This window comes from Aestuariibaculum suncheonense, assembly GCF_014596935.1.
In the GTDB taxonomy this organism is placed as follows: Bacteria; Bacteroidota; Bacteroidia; order Flavobacteriales; family Flavobacteriaceae; genus Aestuariibaculum; species Aestuariibaculum suncheonense.
Window position 1 is genome coordinate 97,865 of record NZ_JACVXC010000006.1, and the last position, 20,750, is coordinate 118,614.

A 20,750-nucleotide genomic window follows, 5' to 3' on the forward strand; every position below is an offset into this window, starting at 1 on the left:
AACGCAGCGTTATCTGGAGGTTAAACAATAGTGATAAAAGCGTTATGTTAATGTTATGAGATTAGAGGTTTCTAAACATTAATTTAACATTGAAAACTTGCTTATAATTGTGAGTTTTATTCAGTAATCCATTAGAAAAGCACAAAGCCAATAACAACGGTTATTGGCTTTGCAGACTACTCGAAATATATTAATCCCTAATATATTTATATGGTGTGAATTATCCTTTAGGAAGGGCTTTGTCTCCTTTATCGGCAGTAGCGGTTAACAACGCTAAGTCGTCTAGAGAGATTGTGCTTGCGGCTAAAGTTAATTTTAATTCAGTAGGTTCAAAAGCATCGACATGAACGTTAATCTCTTTGGTTTCATAACCAATAAAACTGCAAACCAAAGTATAATCTCCGGCTTCTAAGTTTTCAATAACGAATAAACCGGTTTGGTCGGTGTCTACTTTTGTTTCAGTACCTTTTATAGCTACGTTAGCTAAAACCAAAGGCGCATTATTGACTTCAGCATCCATAATTTTTCCAACAACAAGGCCAGTGTTCTGACTAAAAGACATTGCTGAAATTAACATTGCGGCTACAAAAAATAAACGTTTCATTGATGTATGATTTTTAATAGACTGCAAATTAAAAGTTTAAAAACCATCAGTGTGTTATGTAAATATTAAACAATTTTTACGTAATGTTATCTTAACGTTAATAAAGGTAAGGGGGCAGGTGTTGTAACTTTCAATAAAGCTTTATACATATTGGTGAATTTAATTATCTTGCCATGCATTAACGATTTACTATGAACTGGGAACAACTATTATCTTTAAAGCGTTTTGGTGATACGAACAAACGATTAAGAAAGGAACAGGATGAAACGCGTTTAGGCTTCGAAGTCGATTACGATCGTATTATATTTTCTTCGGAATTCAGAAGCTTACAAGATAAAACACAGGTGATTCCCTTATCGGAAACCGATTTTGTACATACCCGTTTAACGCACAGTTTAGAGGTAAGTGTAGTTGGGCGTTCTTTGGGAAGACTCGTAGGGAAAAAGTTATTGGAAAAACATCCGCATTTGCAAAATGTTCATGGGTATCAGGCGAATGATTTCGGAGCTATCGTGGCCGCAGCGGCCTTGGCACACGATATCGGAAATCCGCCTTTCGGACATTCCGGAGAGAAAGCTATTGGTGAATTCTTTAAAACAGGGGAGGGCTTACAATACAAAGACGGGTTAACTGCTAAAGAATATCAGGATTTATGTGATTTTGAAGGGAATGCGAACGGGTTTAAAATCTTAACGGAAGATCGTGCCGGTCGTGTGGGCGGACTCCGATTAAGTTACGCCACGCTTGGGGCGTTTACCAAATACCCTAAAGAGTCCTTACCTAAAAAGCCAACGGCACATATTGCTGATAAGAAATACGGATTTTTCCAAAGTGAAAAGGAAGCATACATTGATATTGCGGAAGAACTCGGATTAATTAAACGTAGTGAAGATAGCGTGAGTTATGCGCGTCACCCCTTAACATTCTTGGTTGAAGCAGCCGATGATATCTGTTATACCATTATCGATTTTGAAGACGGTATTAACCTTGGCCTTATTCAGGAAGAGTATGCTTTAGAGTATTTGTCAAAAATTATTCGTCATACCATCCGACCTGAAAATTATTATGCCTTGTCCACTAAAGAAGATCGTATCGGGTATTTAAGGGCTCTCGCCATTGGGTCGCTAATTAATGAAGCCGTCGATATTTTTATGGAACACGAGGACGCTATTTTAAATGGCGATTTCGATTGCGCGTTGTTGGACAAGAGTAAGTATGAAGCACAAATTAACGACATCATTAAAATCAGTATCGAAAAAATCTACCAGTCAATCGAAGTTATCGATAAGGAAATTGCGGGTTACGGAGTCATCAATACCTTGTTGGAAACCTACACAGCAGCGGTAAATAACAGTTTTAATGGTACGGCTTCCAACTACGATAAACTCATTTTAAAAGGCTTGCCAAAAAATATTAAAACCGATAGCCCGAGTTTGTATGCGCGTCTGTCGAGTGTGTGTTACTACGTGTCGCTCTTATCCGACAGTAAAGCGATTTTAGACTATAAAAAGATAAAAGGGATTAGTTTTTAAAGTATGCGGCTTCGTATGTTACTTAATATATGATATCAACTGTCTTATGGGCTAAGACGAGATTCGTTAGTAGATTTAGACGATAGAATACTTATAGTGTTTTCAGAACGATTAGAGTCTGTATCTTGAAAGAATTAAGGCTTATGAAAAGCCAGGTCATCGACTTCAATAGCATTAAAAGGTAAAGGCAGATTTCCCCCAGGGGTTTTATATGGTTCCGACATTTATTCAGAGAGGTTTGTAAAAGTATTTGTTGTCAAAGGACTTGGTTAAATGCGTATTCATACATTAAGCATTGACCAAAAAAAGAACTTACTTATCAGGCAAAAAGTACATTGCCTGTATAGCTATTTTGTGACGAGTCATAAATAGGGTTCACCCATATATAAGGTATAGATAAAGTATGGATATAGTATGGATGAGGTATAGGTATAATGATTTTGAGTTACAAAATACATTAATTTTAAAATAGCTAAAATAGTGAGTTACTTATAAAAGATTTATAAATACCTCTGTAATACGGTTGCAGTGTAAAGAGATAAAAAAGGAATTACAGTTATAAAATGCAACTTTTGACATAGATTCATTTTTGTAGCGTTTTTTGTATATTTACTATCCGATTTTAAATTTCTAAAACCTGCTAAATATGTCATTCTACAACAAATTAAAGTGGATACTTGGAATTCTAATGATTTTTGTCTTAATCATAGCTACAAATTTAATAGACAAAAACAATTTTATTCAGGTTCGTGATTCAGTCGTTGCCATCTACGAAGACAGATTAATAGCAAAGGATTTAATTTTTGAAATGTTAAAGTCCGTTCAGCAAAAGGAGATAGCAGTATCATTGTCTGATACTACTTTTTTTGAAAATCAAAATGCTGAGGTAAACGGTGGTTTAAAAATATTAGTTTCCAGATTCGAACAAACAAAATTAACATCAGAAGAATCAAACGTATTCAAGGATTTAAAAGAAAATCTGCAGGAGTTACTGGATGCCGAACGTCAGTTTTCAAATTCTGATTATATAGATAATACTCAGGTTTTAAAGCATATTGATGGATTAAAAGCTAATCTTAACGATTTATCTGAAATTCAGCTAAAAGAAGGAAGTCGTCAAATGTCAATCAGTAAGCGAGCTCTTGATACTGTAGAATTATTTACCCGAATTGAAATTTAGATACTGGTTTTCCTGGCAATTGTTGCCCAAATAATCATAATATATAATCCCAAGGAAGAATCATAGTATTTTGTATGTTTTTAGAAAGAGGTAAGTAAGGCTTGTATATAAACTGTAAAGTTTATAGCTGTGTATTGAGGTAAGTGGTTAAGCTGTCAGCATCTAAACCGATTTGCTGTTGTAGTTCAGCAACGCTGCCATGGTCAATAACCAGATCTGGTATGCCTAAAATTGTAATATTATTTTTGTAATGATGTACGGCTGCAAATTCTAAAACAGCAGAGCCGAAACCACCTTTTACAGAGTTGTCTTCAATGGTAATTAGAGCATCATATGTTTTGAAGATGCTATGAAGCAGGTGCTCATCTAAAGGTTTCACAAAGCGTAAGTCGTAATGTGCGATAGCTTCAGGTTTGTTACAATTCTGTATGGCTTCGGAAACGTTTTTAGCTATCGTACCAATACTTAAAACGGCTATGTTGTCGCCACCTTTCAGAATAGTACCGGTTCCAATTTCAATGGCTTCAAAAGGTTGTTTCCAGTCGGTTGTTATACCGCGTCCGCGCGGATAACGAATGGCGATAGGGTGAGGTAAGCCTAACTGGGTGGTGTACATGATGTTGCGGAGTTCTATTTCATTACGCGGTGCAAAAATAATCAGGTTGGGTATGCAACGTAAGTATGAAAGGTCGTAAACTCCGTGATGTGTTGCGCCATCTTCACCAACCAATCCGGCACGGTCTAAACAAAAAATCACCGGTAGGTTTTGTATGGCCACATCATGAATAATCTGGTCGTAAGCGCGCTGTAAAAATGTGGAATAGATATTACAAAACGGAATCAACCCCTGAGTGGCCATACCGGCTGCAAGGGTTACGGCGTGTTGTTCGGCAATACCTACATCAAAGGCGCGATCCGGAAGTTCATCCATCATGTATTTTAAGGAACTTCCCGTAGGCATAGCTGGTGTAATACCTACAATGGCTTTGTTTTTTTGGGCTAACTCTACAATGGTGTGCCCAAAAACATCCTGATATTTTGGAATGTTAGATACCGATTTAGGAATAAGTTCTCCGGTCTCCGAATTGAACTTTCCTGGAGCATGGTATTTCACTTGATCTTCTTCTGCCTGACGTAAACCTTTACCCTTAGTGGAAATCACGTGTAAAAACTTTGGGCCTTTAACGGTTTTTAAACGTTCCAATTCTGAAATTATAGCATCTAAATCATGGCCATCAATCGGTCCAGAGTAATCGAAATTTAAAGCTTCAAAAATATTATCCTGTTTTTGAGTGCCTTTTTTAACGTTGGTTAAATATAGCTTTAAAGCACCAACACTTGGGTCTATACCAATGGCGTTATCGTTTAAAATAACTAACAGGTTGGCATCGGTTACTCCTGCATGGTTTAAGCCTTCAAACGCCATACCGCTGGCGATGGAAGCGTCTCCTATAACAGCAATATGTTGCTTTTCGGTTTCCCCTTTTAATTTTGAGGCGATGGCCATACCTAAAGCTGCTGAAATGGAGGTTGAGGAATGCCCGACACCAAAGGCATCATAAGCACTTTCGTCGCGTTTAGGAAATCCGCAAATACCATCTAGCTGGCGGTTGGTATGAAAAACGTTTCTCCGTCCAGTTAATATTTTATGACCGTAAGCTTGATGGCCAACATCCCAAATCAACTGATCTTCTGGGGTGTTAAACACATAATGTAGTGCGATGGTTAATTCTACTACACCTAAACTGGCGCCTAAATGCCCTTCTTTAGTAGCTACAATGTTTATTATAAATTCACGTAGTTCCTGAGCAAGTTGTGGTAATTGCTCAGGTTTTAAAAGACGTAAGTCTTCAGGCGAAGTAATGCTATGTAATAAGGTGTTTTGCACGAGGCAAAAGTACAGATTTTATTCTTCTCCGGCTTTGAAAAATATAGGGAGATTCTGTGTGATCTCGACGGGTTTATTTCTTTGTGTAGCTGGAATAAAATCAGGTAACAGTTTAAGAACTCGTATGGCTTCTTTTTCTAATGCAGGGTGAGGTGCTCTAACTTGTATATCGACAACCTTACCTTCTTTATTTATTTTAAACCGCGTATATATACGTTGAATACCCTTTAGGTTTTGGTGTACATCTGTATTAAAATTTTCGGTTATAATTTGAGAAAAATGTTCTGAAAAGTATGCTTTTTTATCATAATCCTTCAGGTTTTTGGGAGTTTCTTTAAATTGTGGTGGTGTTTCTGATATCATGCCAAAAACTATAGGGTCTTCTTCAGTTGTTTTTTCCACGGGTTCCAAGTCACCCATGATTTCCAATTCACCGTCAACCATAATTTCAGGAATAGTACCACTTATAATCTCTCCTAGGGTTTCAATAGCAACGATATCGGTTGGAGATGGTGATGGTGTTTGTATGGTTTTTGTATAAGTATGATTTGTTGTTGAGCTTTTTTGAATTAATTCATTTATAAATTTTGTAGAATCTACAATTTTATTTTGGAGGGTATCTATAACTTCTATACTATCAATTTTTTGTTTGTTGCCTTTGTTGTTAGTGCAATTCATTAATGTGGTTCCCATAACAAGCAGTAAAGTGAGTAAAAAAGCTTTATGAAATGTTTTTGGTTTAATTATAAGTTGGGAAGGAATGCGCAGATTGATACTGTCTAACTGACTTTGTTTAAAATGACCGCAAATGCGTTGGTGTTTATTGGTTTCGATATACGTTTGAATGTCTTCAGAATTCATTTTGGAGAAGTCTACAACCGTTTTAACACAGGAACTACAAAATCGGCCGCGCTCGTTAGGCGTCATGCTATTCCAGTCTTCGTGGCATGGTTTGGGAATAGCGATGGTAAAATGTTTTTTCATGATGGAAGCTTTTGCTAATAAGCATCAAAAGTTTTGCCGATTATTTTTTGAATGTTTTGAAATCGTATATTTGAAGTATGGAAAACCCGTTTGACGATACATATTTTATGAAGCGTGCTCTACAGGAAGCAGAACAGGCTTTTGAAAAAGGTGAGATTCCTGTGGGAGCTGTAGTGGTTATTGACAATCGCATCATAGCCCGCGGACATAATTTAACGGAAACCTTAAATGATGTGACGGCACATGCCGAAATGCAGGCCATTACTGCAGCAGCTAATTTTTTAGGCGGTAAGTATCTTCAGAATTGTACCTTGTATGTAACGCTTGAACCCTGCCAGATGTGTGCCGGGGCGTTATACTGGAGTCAGATTTCAAATATTGTATATGGCGCTAGAGATGAGCAACGCGGTTGTATTAATTTAAATACCAGATTACACCCTAAAACTATTATGAAAGGTGGTGTTTTAGAAGCGGAAGCCTCTGAATTAATGAAACGCTTTTTTATTGAAAAACGGAATTTGAATTAAACACGCTAGTGATCACTTCTAAAGTTTATTATCCTTTTGTGACTTGCGCATCTCATCTAAATTTTCTTTAGTGAGCATATAGTCTTTAATGTCTTTATCTTTCCAGCGGTAATATGCGAACAGAGGGAAGGCTATAAAAAAGAGCCCCATTACCCCAAAACCAATAAGTTTTTGAGAATATGGCGTATCTATTACAAAACCGGTAATGATGCTTGCAAATACTAAAAGGAATATGGTAATGATAATATATCTCATGGTTTATTTTGTGAATTTTAATAGTTGTCTTCTGTAGGCTGTTAATAGTTTTGATTTAGAAATGTAGCCAAAGTATTTTCCAGATTTAACCACAGGTAAGTTCCATGCACCGGTAGACTTGAATTTTTCCATAATATCGTTCATGGTGTCTTCATTGTAGTTTATAATACCGGCATCGGCATGCATAATATCTGTAACACTAACTTTATCGTAAAGATCGGCATTAAACATCATGTGTCGTATATCATCGAGTCTAATTACGCCTAAAAATTCGTTGTCGTCGTTAACCACGGGAAAATGATTTCTTGATGATTTTGCTACGGCTTCATTTAAAATGTATCCCAGAGACATTTCGGGTTTTAGTTTAACGAAATTGGTCTCTATTACTTTATCGATATCTAAAGCCATTAAGGTGTTTTGATCCTTATCATGGGTCATAAGCTCGCCGCGCTCGGCAAGCTTCATGGTGTAAATTGAATGTGAGACGTAGTATTTCGTAATGGCAAAGGATATGGCAGCAACAATCATTAAGGGAACAAAAAGTTCGTGTCCACTCGTGATTTCTGCAATAAGGAATATAGCCGTTAAGGGTGCATGAAGCACCCCTGCCATTAAACCTGTCATACCTAAAAGGGTAAAATTAGCTTCGTTAACAGAAAACCCTAGTCCTATATTATTAATTATTTTGGCAAAGGCATTTCCTAAAGCACTTCCCATAATAAGCGTTGGAATAAAAATCCCTCCTACGCCACCGGCACCAAATGTGGTGGTCATCGCAACAGCTTTAAAAATAGCAATACCAAGTAGCATGGCAATAACAACCCAGATATTGTTTAAATCTAAATTTTTAAAGGGGGTGGTGCTAATTGCTGATAGATGGTCGCCTTTTAAAAGGTTATTCATAATGCCGTAACCTTCCCCGTAAAGCGGCGGTATAAAGTAGAGCATGGTTCCAATTGCTAATCCGCCAATTAATAGGCGCTTGGCACGACTTTCAAATTGTTTAAAAAAATTAGTGATGGCAAAAAATACTTTTGAAAAATATACCGATGAAAACGCTGTTACAATGCCTAATAGGATATAGATGGGAATATCTTTAAAACTGAAAGTATCTTTTATAATAACATGTAACAAAACATCGGTTCCTAAAAACATGTAGGATGTAATTACTGCAGAAACCGAAGCTAATAATAAAGGGACTAAAGAGGTGAAGGCAATATCAAGACTAAAAATTTCTACAGCAAATACAATTGCGGCGATGGGGGCTTTAAACATCGAAGCCATTGCCCCGGCCGAAGTACAACCAATAAGTAGCAATCGGGTTTTAGTGTTCATATGAAACAATTGTGCTGTGTTCGATCCTAAAGCCGAACCAACACTTACGGCGGGACCTTGTAATCCAACCGATCCACCAAATCCTGCTGTTAGTGGAGCCGTGATTAAAGCGGCGTAAATATTATATCTTGGAAGAATACCATTTAGTTTCGACAAGCCGTATAAGGTTGTTGAAATACCATGTCCAATATGTTTTTTAAGCCAGGTTTGCTTAATGATATAAACCAGGGCCAAGCCAATGATTGGAAAGATGAAATATAAGGTGTTTTGGTAGTTTTTAAATAAGTTTAGCTCAAGAAGTGATCTTATAAAATGTGTAAGATTTTTTAAAACCACTGTCCCTACCCCAGCAAGAATGCCAACCAAAACGCTTAAAATATAGATAAATTGCCTCTCGGAAATATGTTTGTATTTCCAAATTAAAAACTTTCGTAATAGATCTTTAGCATCAAAAGACATGCTTATAAAGTTAATAAATAAATGCTTCAGAATATAGCTTATATTAAGAATTTACTTGTAAGGTAATTAATTGTCTGCGGTAAGCTGTTAATAACTTAGATTTAGAGATAAAACCAAAATAGATGCCGTTTTTAGTTACAGGTAAATTCCATGCGCTACTGTCTTGGAATTTTCGCATTATATCTGTCATTTTATCTTTATCTAGGTTGATAACGGCTGGTGGTTTTTGCATGACATCGGTAGCAACAACATCTTTGTAGAGTGACTGGTCGAACATAATTGGGCGTAAATCATCCAGTAATATAATGCCTTGAAGTTTTTGCGTGTCTTCTTTTACTACAGGGAAAATGTTTCGATTCGATTTTATAACGGCTTCATGAATCATTTGCTCAAGATTCATTTCTGGAGTAATTGATATAAAGTTGGTTTCAATTACTTTATCGATGTCCATTAACGTTAAAACGGCATGATCTTTATCGTGTGTAATAAGTTCGCCTTTTCTACCTAATTCCATGTTATAAACGGAATGATGCTTGTAGTACTTCGTAATCCCAAATGAAATAGTAGCAGTTAACATTAGAGGAATAAAAAGTTCATAACCGCCTGTTAGTTCAGCAATCAAAAAGATGGCGGTAAGTGGCGCATGTAGAACACCAGCTAATAAGCCAGCCATACCCACCAGTGTAAAATTGCTTTCAGAAACAGGATCGCTAAATAAACCGCAGTGATTAATAATTTTAGCAATGCAATTCCCCATAATGCTCCCCATAAACAGCGTAGGTGCAAAAATGCCACCGACACCGCCAGCACCAAAAGTTAAACAGCTGGCAATAATCTTGAAGAAAATTAATCCGCCAAGAAGCATAACAACAATCCAGATATTATCGGTATCCATATGAAACAGATTGCTTTGAAGTGCTTTTTCTGGATTACCAATAATTAGATTGTTGATAACATCGAAACCTTCACCGTATAAAGGTGGAATTAAAAAGATTAAAAGTCCAAGTCCCAACCCTCCAATAAGTAAACGTTTTATAGGTGAATCAATTTTGTCGAAAAACGTATGGATTCTATCGTATACTTCGGTGAAATAAATAGAAATAAAAGCAGCAACAACGCCTAATAACATATAAAAAGGAGCGTCGTTTATATAGAATTTATCTTCAATTCTAAATGGCAATAAAATATCATCACCAAAGAAAAAATAAGAGGTTAAAACAGCCGAAAGCGAAGCCAATAATAAGGGTAGCATTGAGGCTATGGTTAAATCTAAACTGAAGACCTCTATGGCAAAAATAATAGCTGCAATAGGAGCTTTAAATATAGAACTCATCGCTCCGGCTGCAGCACAACCAATAAGAAGGTTTCTTGAGGTTTGATTCATATGAAACATTCTTGAGATGTTTGAACCTAGAGCTGCTCCGGTTGCAACAGTTGGGCCTTCCAATCCTACCGATCCACCAAAGCCTACGGTAAGGGGAGCTGTTAAAATAGACCCGAACATTTGGTAGCGTTTCATGATACCTTTACGTTTAGCCATAGCGTAAAGTGTAGAAGGTATACCATGACTTACTTTATTTCTTATAACATATTTAATAATTAAGTAAACTAGGGATAAACCAAGAATAGGAAACAAAAAATAAAAAGCATGATGATAATCTGCAATAAGTTTACCTTCTAATAAATGCTGAATAAAGTGTGTTAAGTTTTTTAATACAACGGCACCAACACCTGAAGTGAAGCCAACAACTATACTTAAAATATAAATAAATTGTCTGTGAGAGATGTGCTTGGCTCTCCAGATTAAAATCTGCTTTAAAATGGTTTGTTTGGGCATAGTATTTATAAAGCTATCAAAAAATCCTGCAAAAAGCAGGATTTAGATTATTGTTTTATATTAAGTTTTAAACTTAGCTCTGTTAATTGTGCATCGTCAATAGGAGCAGGTGCATCAATCATTACATCGCGACCAGAATTGTTTTTAGGGAATGCGATAAAATCACGAATGGTTTCTTGTCCGCCTAAAATAGATACTAATCTATCCAAGCCAAAGGCCAAACCACCATGTGGTGGTGCGCCATATTGGAAGGCATCCATTAAGAAACCAAATTGGGCTTTAGCTTCTTCAGGAGTGAATCCTAAATAATCGAACATTAATGCTTGTGTTTCTTTATCGTGAATACGAATAGAACCACCACCAATTTCGTTTCCGTTTAAAACTAAATCGTAAGCATTAGCTTTTACAGCACCTGGATCGGTTTTTAGTAATTCTAACTGCCCTGGTTTAGGAGAGGTGAACGGGTGGTGCATGGCGTGATAACGTTCGGTGTCTTCATCCCATTCTAATAGCGGGAAGTCCATCACCCATAGCGGCGCGAACTCCTCAGGGTTACGTAAGCCTAAACGTTCTGCCAATTCCATACGTAACGCACTTAATTGTGCACGTACTTTATTTTTATCGCCAGAAAGCACACAAATTAAATCGCCAGCTTTAGCTCCGGTAACTTCAGCCCATTTTGCCAAATCGTCGTTGTCGTAGAATTTATCTACAGATGATTTAAACGTCCCATCGTCGTTGCAACGACAGTACACCATACCTAAGGCACCAACTTGCGGACGTTTTACCCAGTCGATTAACTGATCGATTTCTTTTCTTGTGTATGCATTTCCACCAGGAACAGCAATACCAACAACTAATTCTGCACTGTTGAAAACTCCGAAATCTTTATGTTGAGCAACGGCGTTTAACTCACCAAACTGCATTCCAAAGCGAATATCCGGTTTATCGTTTCCGTATAAACGCATGGCATCGTCGTATTGCATTCTTGGGAATTTTTCAATCTCGATACCTTTTACTTCTTTTAGTAAGTGGCGTGTTAAGCCTTCAAAAGCATTTAAAATATCTTCTTGCTCGATAAATGCCATTTCGCAATCTATCTGAGTAAACTCAGGCTGTCTGTCGGCGCGTAAATCTTCATCTCTAAAACACTTTACAATCTGGAAATATTTATCCATACCACCTACCATAAGCAGCTGCTTAAAGGTTTGCGGTGACTGTGGAAGCGCATAAAACTGCCCTTCGTTCATGCGTGATGGAACTACGAAATCACGTGCGCCTTCTGGTGTCGATTTTATTAAGTAAGGGGTTTCAACCTCTATAAATCCTTCTTTCGATAAATAGTTGCGAACCTCCTGAGTTACCTTATGTCTGAAAATAAGATTGTTTTTTACCGGATTACGACGAATATCCAAGTATCGGTATTTCATTCGTAAATCTTCACCACCATCGGTTTTGTCCTCAATAGTGAATGGCGGTAATTTAGCTTCGTTTAAAATGTTTAGTTCTGAAACTAATATTTCAATATCTCCGGTTGGGATATTCGGGTTTTTAGAAGTACGTTCAATAACGGTTCCTTTTACCTGAATAACAAATTCGCGACCAAGGTTTTGTGCCTGCTCCATCATGTCTTTGGATGTGCGTTCCTCGTCGAAAACCAATTGGGTAATACCATAGCGGTCTCTTAAATCTACCCAAACTATAAATCCTTTATCTCTAGATTTTTGAACCCAACCTGCAAGGGTTACTTCTTTATTAATATGTGATGCATTTAACTCACCACAATTATGACTTCTGTACATAATGAAATTTTAGAGTTGCAAATTTAATGAAGTTTACTGATTAACAATAAAAAAAGCCCCGACATTTGTCAGGGCTTTTCTGCTATTAATTAAGGCTTAGGTATAAAGCTTTAACTAATCTTCAATAGGCGTGTTAGTCACCACTGCAAATTGTTCTTTAGTGTCGTCTGAACGCAGTTTTTCACTTAGCCACATTTTAAACTTCATGCTTAAGAAGAATAAAACTGGCACTACAATCAGGGTTAAGAAGGTTGCTACAAACAGACCATAAATAACTGTCCAAGCTAGGGGGCCCCAAAAGACTACGTTATCACCTCCCATGTAAATATGTGGGTTAAATTCGCTGAATAAGGTAAAGAAGTTAATGTTTAATCCAATAGCCAGCGGTACTAAACCGAGAATGGTTGTAATCGCTGTTAATAATACCGGACGTAAACGAGCCTTACCGGCTTTTACGATACTTTCGAATAAATCATCGACTTGTAAATATTCATCGGAATCCAGATCTAAAACATGTTTTTTTCTATCGATTAATAACTGTGCGTAATCGAGTAAGACTACCCCGTTATTTACCACAATTCCGGCGAGGGAGATGATTCCCACCATAGTCATCATGATAACGAAAGCGCTACCTGTGATTACGAGTCCGCCAAATACTCCAATGAAACTTAGGAAAATAGCCAGCATAATAATGGCTGGTTTTGATACTGAGTTAAACTGGAAAATTAAGATGAAGAAAATTAATCCAAGCCCTGTAAAGAAGGCTCCCATTAAGAATGCCATTTGCTTGTTTTGTTCTTCTATTTGTCCGGTATAATCAATTTTAATGCCTTTAGGTAAGCCATCATAACTCTTCATTTCATTTTGAATTTGCGTTACAATAGCTCCGGCATCGGTATATCCTGGCGATAATGCTGAGTATACGGTAACTACACGTTTGGTATCTTTGTGTTTTATGGCGCTAAAACCAGAAGTGTTTTCATGTGTTGCTACTGCCGATACAGGAATTTCTTTTAATTGTCCTGTATTGGTTCTAAAAGTGATATTCTGATTGAATAAGGCACTGGTATTATATCGGTTGTCTTCATTGAAACGTACATAAATATCATAGTCATCGCCATCTTCTTTATAAATTCCGGCTTTAGACCCAAAGATAGAGTTACGCAGCTGTTGACCGATTTGGGCAGCACTAATACCTAGTTCTCCAGCCTTTTTTCTGTCTATAACCACTTTCATGGATGGTTTGTCCTTATTCACATCAATTTTAAGCTCGTCAATACCCGGAATATTTCTATTATTGATGAATTCACGCATATTTTCAGCGGTAGCGATAAGTTCGTTATAATCGTCTCCCTCAATTTCAATATTAATTGGCGCACCGGCCGGTGGTCCATTAGCATCTTTTTCAACAGAAATTAGAACGCCTGGAAAAATACCAACTAAATCTTCCTGAACTTTTTGGCGTAAGAGTTCACTATCGGCACCTCGACGGTATTTATATTCACGCATCGATGCGGTAATTTTAGCCTTATGCGGCATTTCGGCAGCCGAGCCACCATCAGTTTGAGGATTTCCTGCACCTTCACCAACCTGAGAAACGGCACTTTCTACAAGGAAATTATAATTACCGTCTTTGTACTGATTGTTGTCCAGAACTTTATAAACACGCTTTTCAATTTCTTTTGTTATGGCGTTTGTTTTTTCAATGGCTGTACCCTGTGGATATTCAATGTAGACAATAATTTGGTTGGGTTTATTGTCGGGAAAGAATTCTACTTTAGTACGTTGAGTACCTAATGAAATACCAAAAGCAATAAACGAAAGAATTAACAAAGCGAATGTACCAATACTGATGATGTAAGGCTTTTTGCCTGAAAGTGCCCAACGTAGTTGCCCCTCGTACCAGCGCTCAAGCTTTACCAGTGTTTTGGTTTGGAAGCTATTGGCCCACTTGCGTAAAAATAATCGGTAAACCCATAGTAATATGGCTGTAACCACCATAAGAGTCCCTAAAGCACGGTATGGACCGCCTACAATAAACACAATAATCCCGCAAACAACCATAATAGCTGTCATTCTAATAATGCGTTTTAACGGCATATCCTTGTCTTCAGTATTCATGAATTGAGATACTAAAACCGAGTTGAAAAAGATCGCGACAAATAGAGATGATCCTAAGACAACCGATAGGGTAATAGGTAAAATCATCATAAACTCACCCATAATACCAGGCCATAATCCTAATGGAATAAAGGCGGCTACGGTTGTGGCGGTCGAGATGATAATAGGGAAGGCAATCTCACCAATACCTTCTTTGGCTGCCTGCATACGACTCATGCCTTCTTCGTCCATCAAGCGGTACACATTTTCCACAACTACAATACCGTTGTCTACTAACATACCAAGCCCCATGATTAAACCAAACAGTACCATGGTGTTTAAACTGTAACCTAATCCGTTAAGAATCATGAGTGACATGAACATGGACATAGGAATGGCAAATCCAACGAAAATAGCATTCTTAAAACCTAAGAAGAACATTAATACGGTAACCACCAAAAGTACCCCAAAAATGATGTTGTTTACCAGATCATCCACCTGGCCAATGGTTTTCTCAGACTGGTCGTTGGTAATAGTTACTTTCAAATCGGCTGGAAATACATTGTCAATGGCATCTTTAACAATAACTTGAATTTGTTCAGAAGCTGCTACCATGTTCTTACCTGCACGTTTTTTAACGTCCAGCATTACAACCGGTTCACCATATTCTCGTGCAAATGTAGTTTTGTCTTCTTCCTGAAACGATACTTTAGCGATGTCTTTTAAGTAGGTTGCTTTTCCGTTTTCAGATTTAACCACAAAGTTTTCAAGCTCTGCAGGTTTTTCAATTTCACCAATAATTCGAATGGTTCTGCGTTGGCCGCTGGCTTTTAAATTTCCCGCAGACATGGTTATGTTACCATTGTTTATGGTGCCAATAACATCGTTGAAGGTTACTTTGGCAGCCATCATTTTATAGATGTCTACGGCAACTTCAACTTCTTTTTCCTGAGCACCACGGATATCTACTTTTTTAATTTCGAGCAAGTCTTCAATTTCATCTTGAAGGTATTCGCCATACTCTTTTAACTTTTCAATAGGATAATCTCCAGAAATATTGATATTTAAAATTGGCATTTCTTCAGAAAGGCTTAACTCAAAAACATCCGGTTCTACTTTAGCTCCGTTAAAGGTTGGCCAGTCTTCACTTGAGGTTTCCTGATCGATCTCATCTTTAACCTTTTGTTTAGCCTGTTCAACAGTAATATTCTCATCAAACTCGACCATTAACATGCCGTAATCTTCCTGCGATGTAGAGGTGATTTCAACAACATTACTAACCGTTTTTAAGCGGTCTTCAAGCGGATTGGTTATGAGTTTTTCGATGTCTTCTGCTGTATTTCCGGGAAACACAGAGCTTACGTAAATTTTAGTTTCGTTTACTTCGGGAAAATTTTCTCGAGGCATGTCGAAAAAGGCTGAAACTCCCAGGTAAAATATAACCACAATAAGCACATACATGGTGGTTTTATTATCTATCGCCCATGAAGATAAACCAAATTCTTTGTCGACTTTCTTTTTATTTTTAGTCATTACTTATTTTGGTTTAATAGTTAATTACTTCAACAGTTTGCCCGTCTTTTACGCTTCGCGCTCCTTCCTGAACAATCTCGGTACCGTTTTTAATACCTTCTAAAACTTCAATTACGTCGCCTTGGGTTTTACCGGTTTTAATAATTACTCGGTTAGCAACTCCAATATTTTCATCGTTTTTATCTTTAATAACGTAAACATATTGTTCACCGTTTGCATTTTCAGAAATAATGCTTTGTGGCACTAAGAGTGCTTTTTCGTTGGTGTAATCGTTAATTTTCAGTCTTGCTGTTAAGTTCGGTTTTATCGTATTATCTTGATTAGGAATACCAACTTCTACCTTAAATGTTCTGTTGTCTGGATTGATGAAATCACCGGCCTGACGTACTTTGGTTTCTACGGTAGTTCCAAGTACAGGAAATTCTACTATCACATTTTTGTCTTTAGTAACATCCGAAATGTATTTTTCTGGGATATCGGTTTCTATGTACATATTATTCAAATTCACAATACGCATAAGGGGGGATTGACCTGCAGCAACCACACTACCTTGTTCGGTAATCACATCGTCAATAGTACCAGAGAAAGGTGCCGTAACATTGGTTTTTGCAATTTGTTGTTTTAACTGACTTACAGCTTCTTCCTGAGATTCGTAATTTGATTTTGCCTGTAAGTATTGAATTTCACTACCAATATTTTGTTCCCATAAACGTTTTTGACGCTCGAAAGTGGTTTTTGCTAAATCGGCCTGAATTTTTAGCTGTGCTAATTGCTGACTAAGACCACCGTCATCAATTTTAGCCAATAGCTGACCTTTACTTACCTTTTGGCCTTCTTTAACATAAACATTGGTTAAAATGCCATTGTATTCGGGAGTAATAACCAAAAGATTTTTAGTTGTTACATTACCTTGAATTTCTAACGTATGGTTAAACACTTCTTCTTTGGCCAGGAACGTGGTAATTAACGGAATATGTTTAACCGTATCCAATTTTGAAATGGCTTCATCAAGAAGTTTAATTTTAGCATTTATAGCTTCCTGTTCATTAACTAATTCACCACGTTTTAGTCGAATTGTTTCTAAATTGTTGCTTTCTAGAACTTTTTCAACAGAGTTCTTTTTCTTTTCGCCCCCACAAGAGATAAGCAGTATACTTATGATAAATAACGAATATATATGTTTCATTTTGTATGGAATTTTTTTGATTGATTAATTGATTTGAACCGTATTTAAAATAGTTTCTAACTCAGCTTTGGTGTTTATAACATCTAGCATAGCTTGTAAAAACTCTTGTTGCGCATTGTATAATTGTGTTTGTGCCTGTCGTAAATCGAAACTGGAACCAATACCTTCGAAAAATTTAGTTTGGTTTTTTCGTTCAATACGCTCTGCCAGATTTAAGTTGAGTTTTTTGTTTTCGTAGTCTTCTATGGCGAATTGGTATTCACTTTTAGCTGAGGCAATTTGAAGTTTTAATTGTTGTTCGGTTTCTTTTAGGTCGTTTTCTGCTTTTTCAAGATCTATTTTAACACGTGCTGTTGCAGCTGTTCTGCCTAAAGAACTAAAAATGGGGATGTTTAAACTTAAACCGAATAATGAAGACCCGAACCATTGCTGGTCACTGCTGAAAAAGTTGAAGGTGTCTGAAAAACCCGAATATCCGCCATTCAAGAAGGCGTTTAGAGTTGGCAAGGCTTTGCTTTTTTCTAATTTTAAAAGTAATTCCTGTGACACCATAGAGTTTTCTGCAATTTTATAATCTATCGTATTTTCTACGTTTTCCTCGGTGCTTAGTAGCGACAGACTGATGTTTTGAGCGGTTAACATTTCCAGTTTATCGGTTAACGAAGTATTGGTATTTATGTCTAAACCTAAAGTTATGTTTAACATTTGGTAGGCTAAAATTTTTAAACGTTCGGTTTTGTTTAAATTACTGTTTAAGCTCGATAAGGTTATTTGTAACTGCTCTACACTTTCTTCTTCGCCTAAACCGTTTTCGAAAATTTTTGTGGTTTCGTTAATATTATCTTCTAAAATCTGGCGGTCTTTATTTAAAAGAATCAGGCTTTCTTCTGCTAAAAGTACATTGCCGTAAGCGTTAATGACTGCTTTTCTAATTTCTAAATCGGTTTTTTCTTTAGCGTTTTTAGAAATATCTAAATATACTTTTGCCGATTGTAAGCCAACAATATAAGACCCGTCAAATATTTTTTGAGTTACTGTGGCTGTAGCGACTACATTCTGTTTGGTACCAAACACCACTTCTTCAAATTCACCCGGGTTACCACCAAAAGCTTCGGCTGGAATAAGGGATACCTGTTGTTTTAGGAAATTCTGGTAGTCTACCGAGGCACTAAGTTGTGGTAAACCGGTCGCTGTGGTTTCCCATTTTTGTTTTTTAGCGGCTTCAATATCTTTCGCAGCGTTTATGGCTGTTCGGTTGTTTTCAATAGCAAAATTAATAGCTTCTTCCAGGCTGAAGCTATACGATTGCTCTTGTGAAAACAAAGTGGTTGAAAGTAATAAACCAAATATAAGTATTAGACTTTGTTTCATGTGTTAGTTTTTATTGTTTTAATGGTCACAGGTAACCTTCAATGATTATAGTAGTAAATGAGCTTATTTTAATCATTTCGGTTTCATGTTTTATGATTGATTGTTGTTTAAATATTCGGTTAAATAATCAAGACCTTTTTGCGTACAAATGCCTCGCAAATGGTATTCTAAATAGTTGTTCATTAAGGTCTGCATCGAGAAATTATTTAAAGGAAACAGATCTTTATCCTTTAGCGACATCATACAGCTGAAATAGATTTTCGATATGAATTCTTTATTGATAGTATCTCGGTACAATCCTAATTGAATGCCTCGCTCTAAGTTGCTAATCACACAGTCGCCCATAACGCAGGACTGTTTTTCCTTTAAATCGTCGTAAATTTTTGGGTAGTATTTCTGTAATTGAAATTGTGGTGACGATTTTTCATCTTTTAAATGCTTCATGACAAAACGCTTAATTTCATAAATCTCTTCAATTGGCGATTTATCTTGCAGGATGATGTCGTTAATACCGGTTTGAATAACATGATACATGTATAAGGTGGTTTCTTCGACCAGGTCGTTTTTGTTTTCAAAATACTGATAAAGGGTTTTTTTCGACATGCCAAGTGCATTGGCAATTTCATCCATCGTTACACTCTTAAACCCATAGTTTAAGAATAATTCTGCTGCAGTTTTTAAAATATCATCTTTCATAATCCCCACAAAATTAAGCTAAGAAACTTTAAAAACAAAAAAAGTTTCCTGAGTTTTAACAGTTTTTTAATATTGGGTTTAAATAGGTTGCATTAGTTAGGGCAATTACTTTATTTTTGCTGTATGCAAAACGTACTATTTTATCAAGACGCTATAACGTCGTATTTAAATGGGTTTACCACGCAACGCGAACCTGTTTCTTTATATAATCCTATCAATTATATTTTACAATTAGGCGGAAAGCGTTTGCGTCCGGTGTTAACCTTAATGACCGCTGAAGCCTTTAATGTCGATTATAAATTAGCTTTAAATGCGGCGTTGAGTATTGAAGTATTTCACAATTTCTCTTTGGTGCATGATGATATTATGGACGATGCACCGTTAAGACGCGGAAAAGAAACGGTACACGAAAAATGGGACGTAAATACAGGCATTTTATCGGGCGATGCCATGCTGATTATGGCGTATCAGCTATTTGAAAATTACGAGCCTACCATATTTCAGGCTTTAGCAAAGTTGTTTAGTAAAACGGCACTTGAGGTTTGTGAGGGTCAGCAGTACGACGTCGATTTTGAAACGCGCGATGATGTGACTATTCCAGAGTATTTAAAAATGATTGAATACAAAACAGCAGTTTTGGTTGGTGCGGCGATGCAAATGGGAGCCATTGTGGCGGAAGCTTCAGAAGAAGACCAAAAAGGAATTTACGAGTTTGGTAAAAATTTAGGGATTGCTTTTCAGTTGCAGGATGATTATTTAGATGCTTTCGGAGACCCAAAAACCTTTGGGAAACAAGTAGGAGGTGATATTATTGAAAATAAAAAGACCTATTTATACATCAAAGCTGTCGAGTTTGCTTCAGAAGATAATAAGTTGGAGCTTCAGCATTTATTCAGTTTGAGTCCGAGTGATCCTTCCGATAAAATAGAAACAGCAAAAAATATTTTTAAGTCGAGTGGTGCTGCTGAAGCCACCAGAAATGAAATTGAAAATTATACAAATAAGGCTTTCGAGGTTTTAGAAACTTTGAATATTTCTACAGACAACAAGGAAATATTAAAAGCGTTCGGAGCAAGTTTAATGGATAGAAAGGTATAATGCAGTTGCCATCAACGTTTGAAGATTTAATTAGTGAAGCTAACAATCTGGACTTGTATAGTAAGTTGGTGGTGCAGTTAAATAAAGACTTTTTACTAGCGAATATCGATTTAGATTTTGATGAAGCTATTTTGCCTTCTAGTTTAAAGTTGATGCTGCACGAGACCATCTATAAACTTATTCAGGAAAAGTTCGCCGATTATTTGAATCTACTCTACATTATTGATGTTTCTGAGCGACAAGTTAAGGAACTCGATGGAAGTGATGTGCTAAAACTTTCGGAAGATGTAGCGTTTTTAATTTTAAAGCGCGAATGGCAAAAAGTTTGGTTTAGGCATAAATATCAATAAAAAAACACCCTCT

General features: G+C 36.7%; 16 protein-coding genes. 5 read left to right on the plus strand and 11 right to left on the minus strand.

What is annotated here, in order from left to right; all coding sequences use genetic code 11:
- Positions 1-220: 220 nt before the first annotated feature.
- Positions 221-604, minus strand: a complete 384-nt coding sequence (locus tag ICJ84_RS14235; protein ID WP_188217084.1) for a carboxypeptidase-like regulatory domain-containing protein — start codon at positions 602-604, stop codon at positions 221-223.
- A gap of 191 nt (positions 605-795) precedes the next feature.
- Here ICJ84_RS14235 and dgt point away from each other — a divergent pair, with 191 nt between their 5' ends.
- Together dgt and ICJ84_RS14245 are read left to right on the plus strand one after the other, a co-directional pair.
- Positions 796-2,136: a dGTP triphosphohydrolase gene (gene dgt, locus ICJ84_RS14240; RefSeq protein WP_188217085.1), complete on the plus strand. Its 1,341-nt coding sequence runs from the start codon at positions 796-798 to the stop codon at positions 2,134-2,136.
- A gap of 646 nt (positions 2,137-2,782) precedes the next feature.
- Positions 2,783-3,316 (plus strand): MCP four helix bundle domain-containing protein, encoded by a 534-nt coding sequence (locus ICJ84_RS14245; RefSeq protein ID WP_241748768.1) that lies wholly within the window; start codon positions 2,783-2,785, stop codon positions 3,314-3,316.
- Positions 3,317-3,437: 121 nt separating this feature from the next.
- Here ICJ84_RS14245 and dxs read toward each other — a convergent pair whose 3' ends face one another.
- Positions 3,438-5,204, minus strand: coding sequence for a 1-deoxy-D-xylulose-5-phosphate synthase (dxs, locus tag ICJ84_RS14250; protein WP_188217086.1), 1,767 nt, complete (start codon positions 5,202-5,204; stop codon positions 3,438-3,440).
- Between the two features lie 18 nt (positions 5,205-5,222).
- Positions 5,223-6,188, minus strand: coding sequence for an energy transducer TonB (locus ICJ84_RS14255; RefSeq protein ID WP_241748769.1), 966 nt, complete (start codon positions 6,186-6,188; stop codon positions 5,223-5,225).
- Between the two features lie 77 nt (positions 6,189-6,265).
- On the opposite strand from ICJ84_RS14255, the gene ICJ84_RS14260 reads away from it, so the two are divergent.
- Positions 6,266-6,715, plus strand: coding sequence for a nucleoside deaminase (locus ICJ84_RS14260; RefSeq protein WP_188217087.1), 450 nt, complete (start codon positions 6,266-6,268; stop codon positions 6,713-6,715).
- Between the two features lie 18 nt (positions 6,716-6,733).
- Here the strand turns inward: ICJ84_RS14260 and ICJ84_RS14265 are convergent, their stop codons facing one another.
- The 8 genes from ICJ84_RS14265 to ICJ84_RS14300 all read right to left on the minus strand — a co-directional run bounded on the left by ICJ84_RS14265 (position 6,734) and on the right by ICJ84_RS14300 (position 19,289).
- On the minus strand, positions 6,734-6,970 hold the full coding sequence (locus ICJ84_RS14265) for a hypothetical protein (protein ID WP_188217088.1): 237 nt from the start codon (positions 6,968-6,970) through the stop codon (positions 6,734-6,736).
- A gap of 3 nt (positions 6,971-6,973) precedes the next feature.
- On the minus strand, positions 6,974-8,764 hold the full coding sequence (locus ICJ84_RS14270; protein WP_188217089.1) for a chloride channel protein: 1,791 nt from the start codon (positions 8,762-8,764) through the stop codon (positions 6,974-6,976).
- A gap of 43 nt (positions 8,765-8,807) precedes the next feature.
- Positions 8,808-10,601 (minus strand): chloride channel protein, encoded by a 1,794-nt coding sequence (locus ICJ84_RS14275; RefSeq protein WP_188217090.1) that lies wholly within the window; start codon positions 10,599-10,601, stop codon positions 8,808-8,810.
- A gap of 47 nt (positions 10,602-10,648) precedes the next feature.
- Positions 10,649-12,403: an aspartate--tRNA ligase gene (aspS, locus tag ICJ84_RS14280; RefSeq protein ID WP_188217091.1), complete on the minus strand. Its 1,755-nt coding sequence runs from the start codon at positions 12,401-12,403 to the stop codon at positions 10,649-10,651.
- A gap of 114 nt (positions 12,404-12,517) precedes the next feature.
- Entirely contained in the window at positions 12,518-16,036 is a 3,519-nt protein-coding gene (locus ICJ84_RS14285) for an efflux RND transporter permease subunit (protein ID WP_188217092.1), read from the minus strand.
- A 13-nt stretch (positions 16,037-16,049) separates the two neighbouring features.
- Positions 16,050-17,222: an efflux RND transporter periplasmic adaptor subunit gene (locus tag ICJ84_RS14290; protein WP_188217093.1), complete on the minus strand. Its 1,173-nt coding sequence runs from the start codon at positions 17,220-17,222 to the stop codon at positions 16,050-16,052.
- 24 nt (positions 17,223-17,246) lie between these two features.
- Positions 17,247-18,593: a TolC family protein gene (locus ICJ84_RS14295; RefSeq protein ID WP_188217094.1), complete on the minus strand. Its 1,347-nt coding sequence runs from the start codon at positions 18,591-18,593 to the stop codon at positions 17,247-17,249.
- A 90-nt stretch (positions 18,594-18,683) separates the two neighbouring features.
- On the minus strand, positions 18,684-19,289 hold the full coding sequence (locus tag ICJ84_RS14300) for a TetR/AcrR family transcriptional regulator (RefSeq protein WP_188217095.1): 606 nt from the start codon (positions 19,287-19,289) through the stop codon (positions 18,684-18,686).
- Positions 19,290-19,412: 123 nt separating this feature from the next.
- Here ICJ84_RS14300 and ICJ84_RS14305 point away from each other — a divergent pair, with 123 nt between their 5' ends.
- Both ICJ84_RS14305 and ICJ84_RS14310 read left to right on the plus strand, forming a co-directional pair.
- Positions 19,413-20,387: a polyprenyl synthetase family protein gene (locus ICJ84_RS14305; RefSeq protein WP_188217096.1), complete on the plus strand. Its 975-nt coding sequence runs from the start codon at positions 19,413-19,415 to the stop codon at positions 20,385-20,387.
- Complete coding sequence (locus ICJ84_RS14310; protein WP_188217097.1) at positions 20,387-20,737, plus strand: hypothetical protein; 351 nt, start codon at positions 20,387-20,389, stop codon at positions 20,735-20,737. The genes ICJ84_RS14305 and ICJ84_RS14310 overlap by 1 nt, the downstream gene beginning before the upstream one ends.
- Positions 20,738-20,750: the final 13 nt, after the last annotated feature.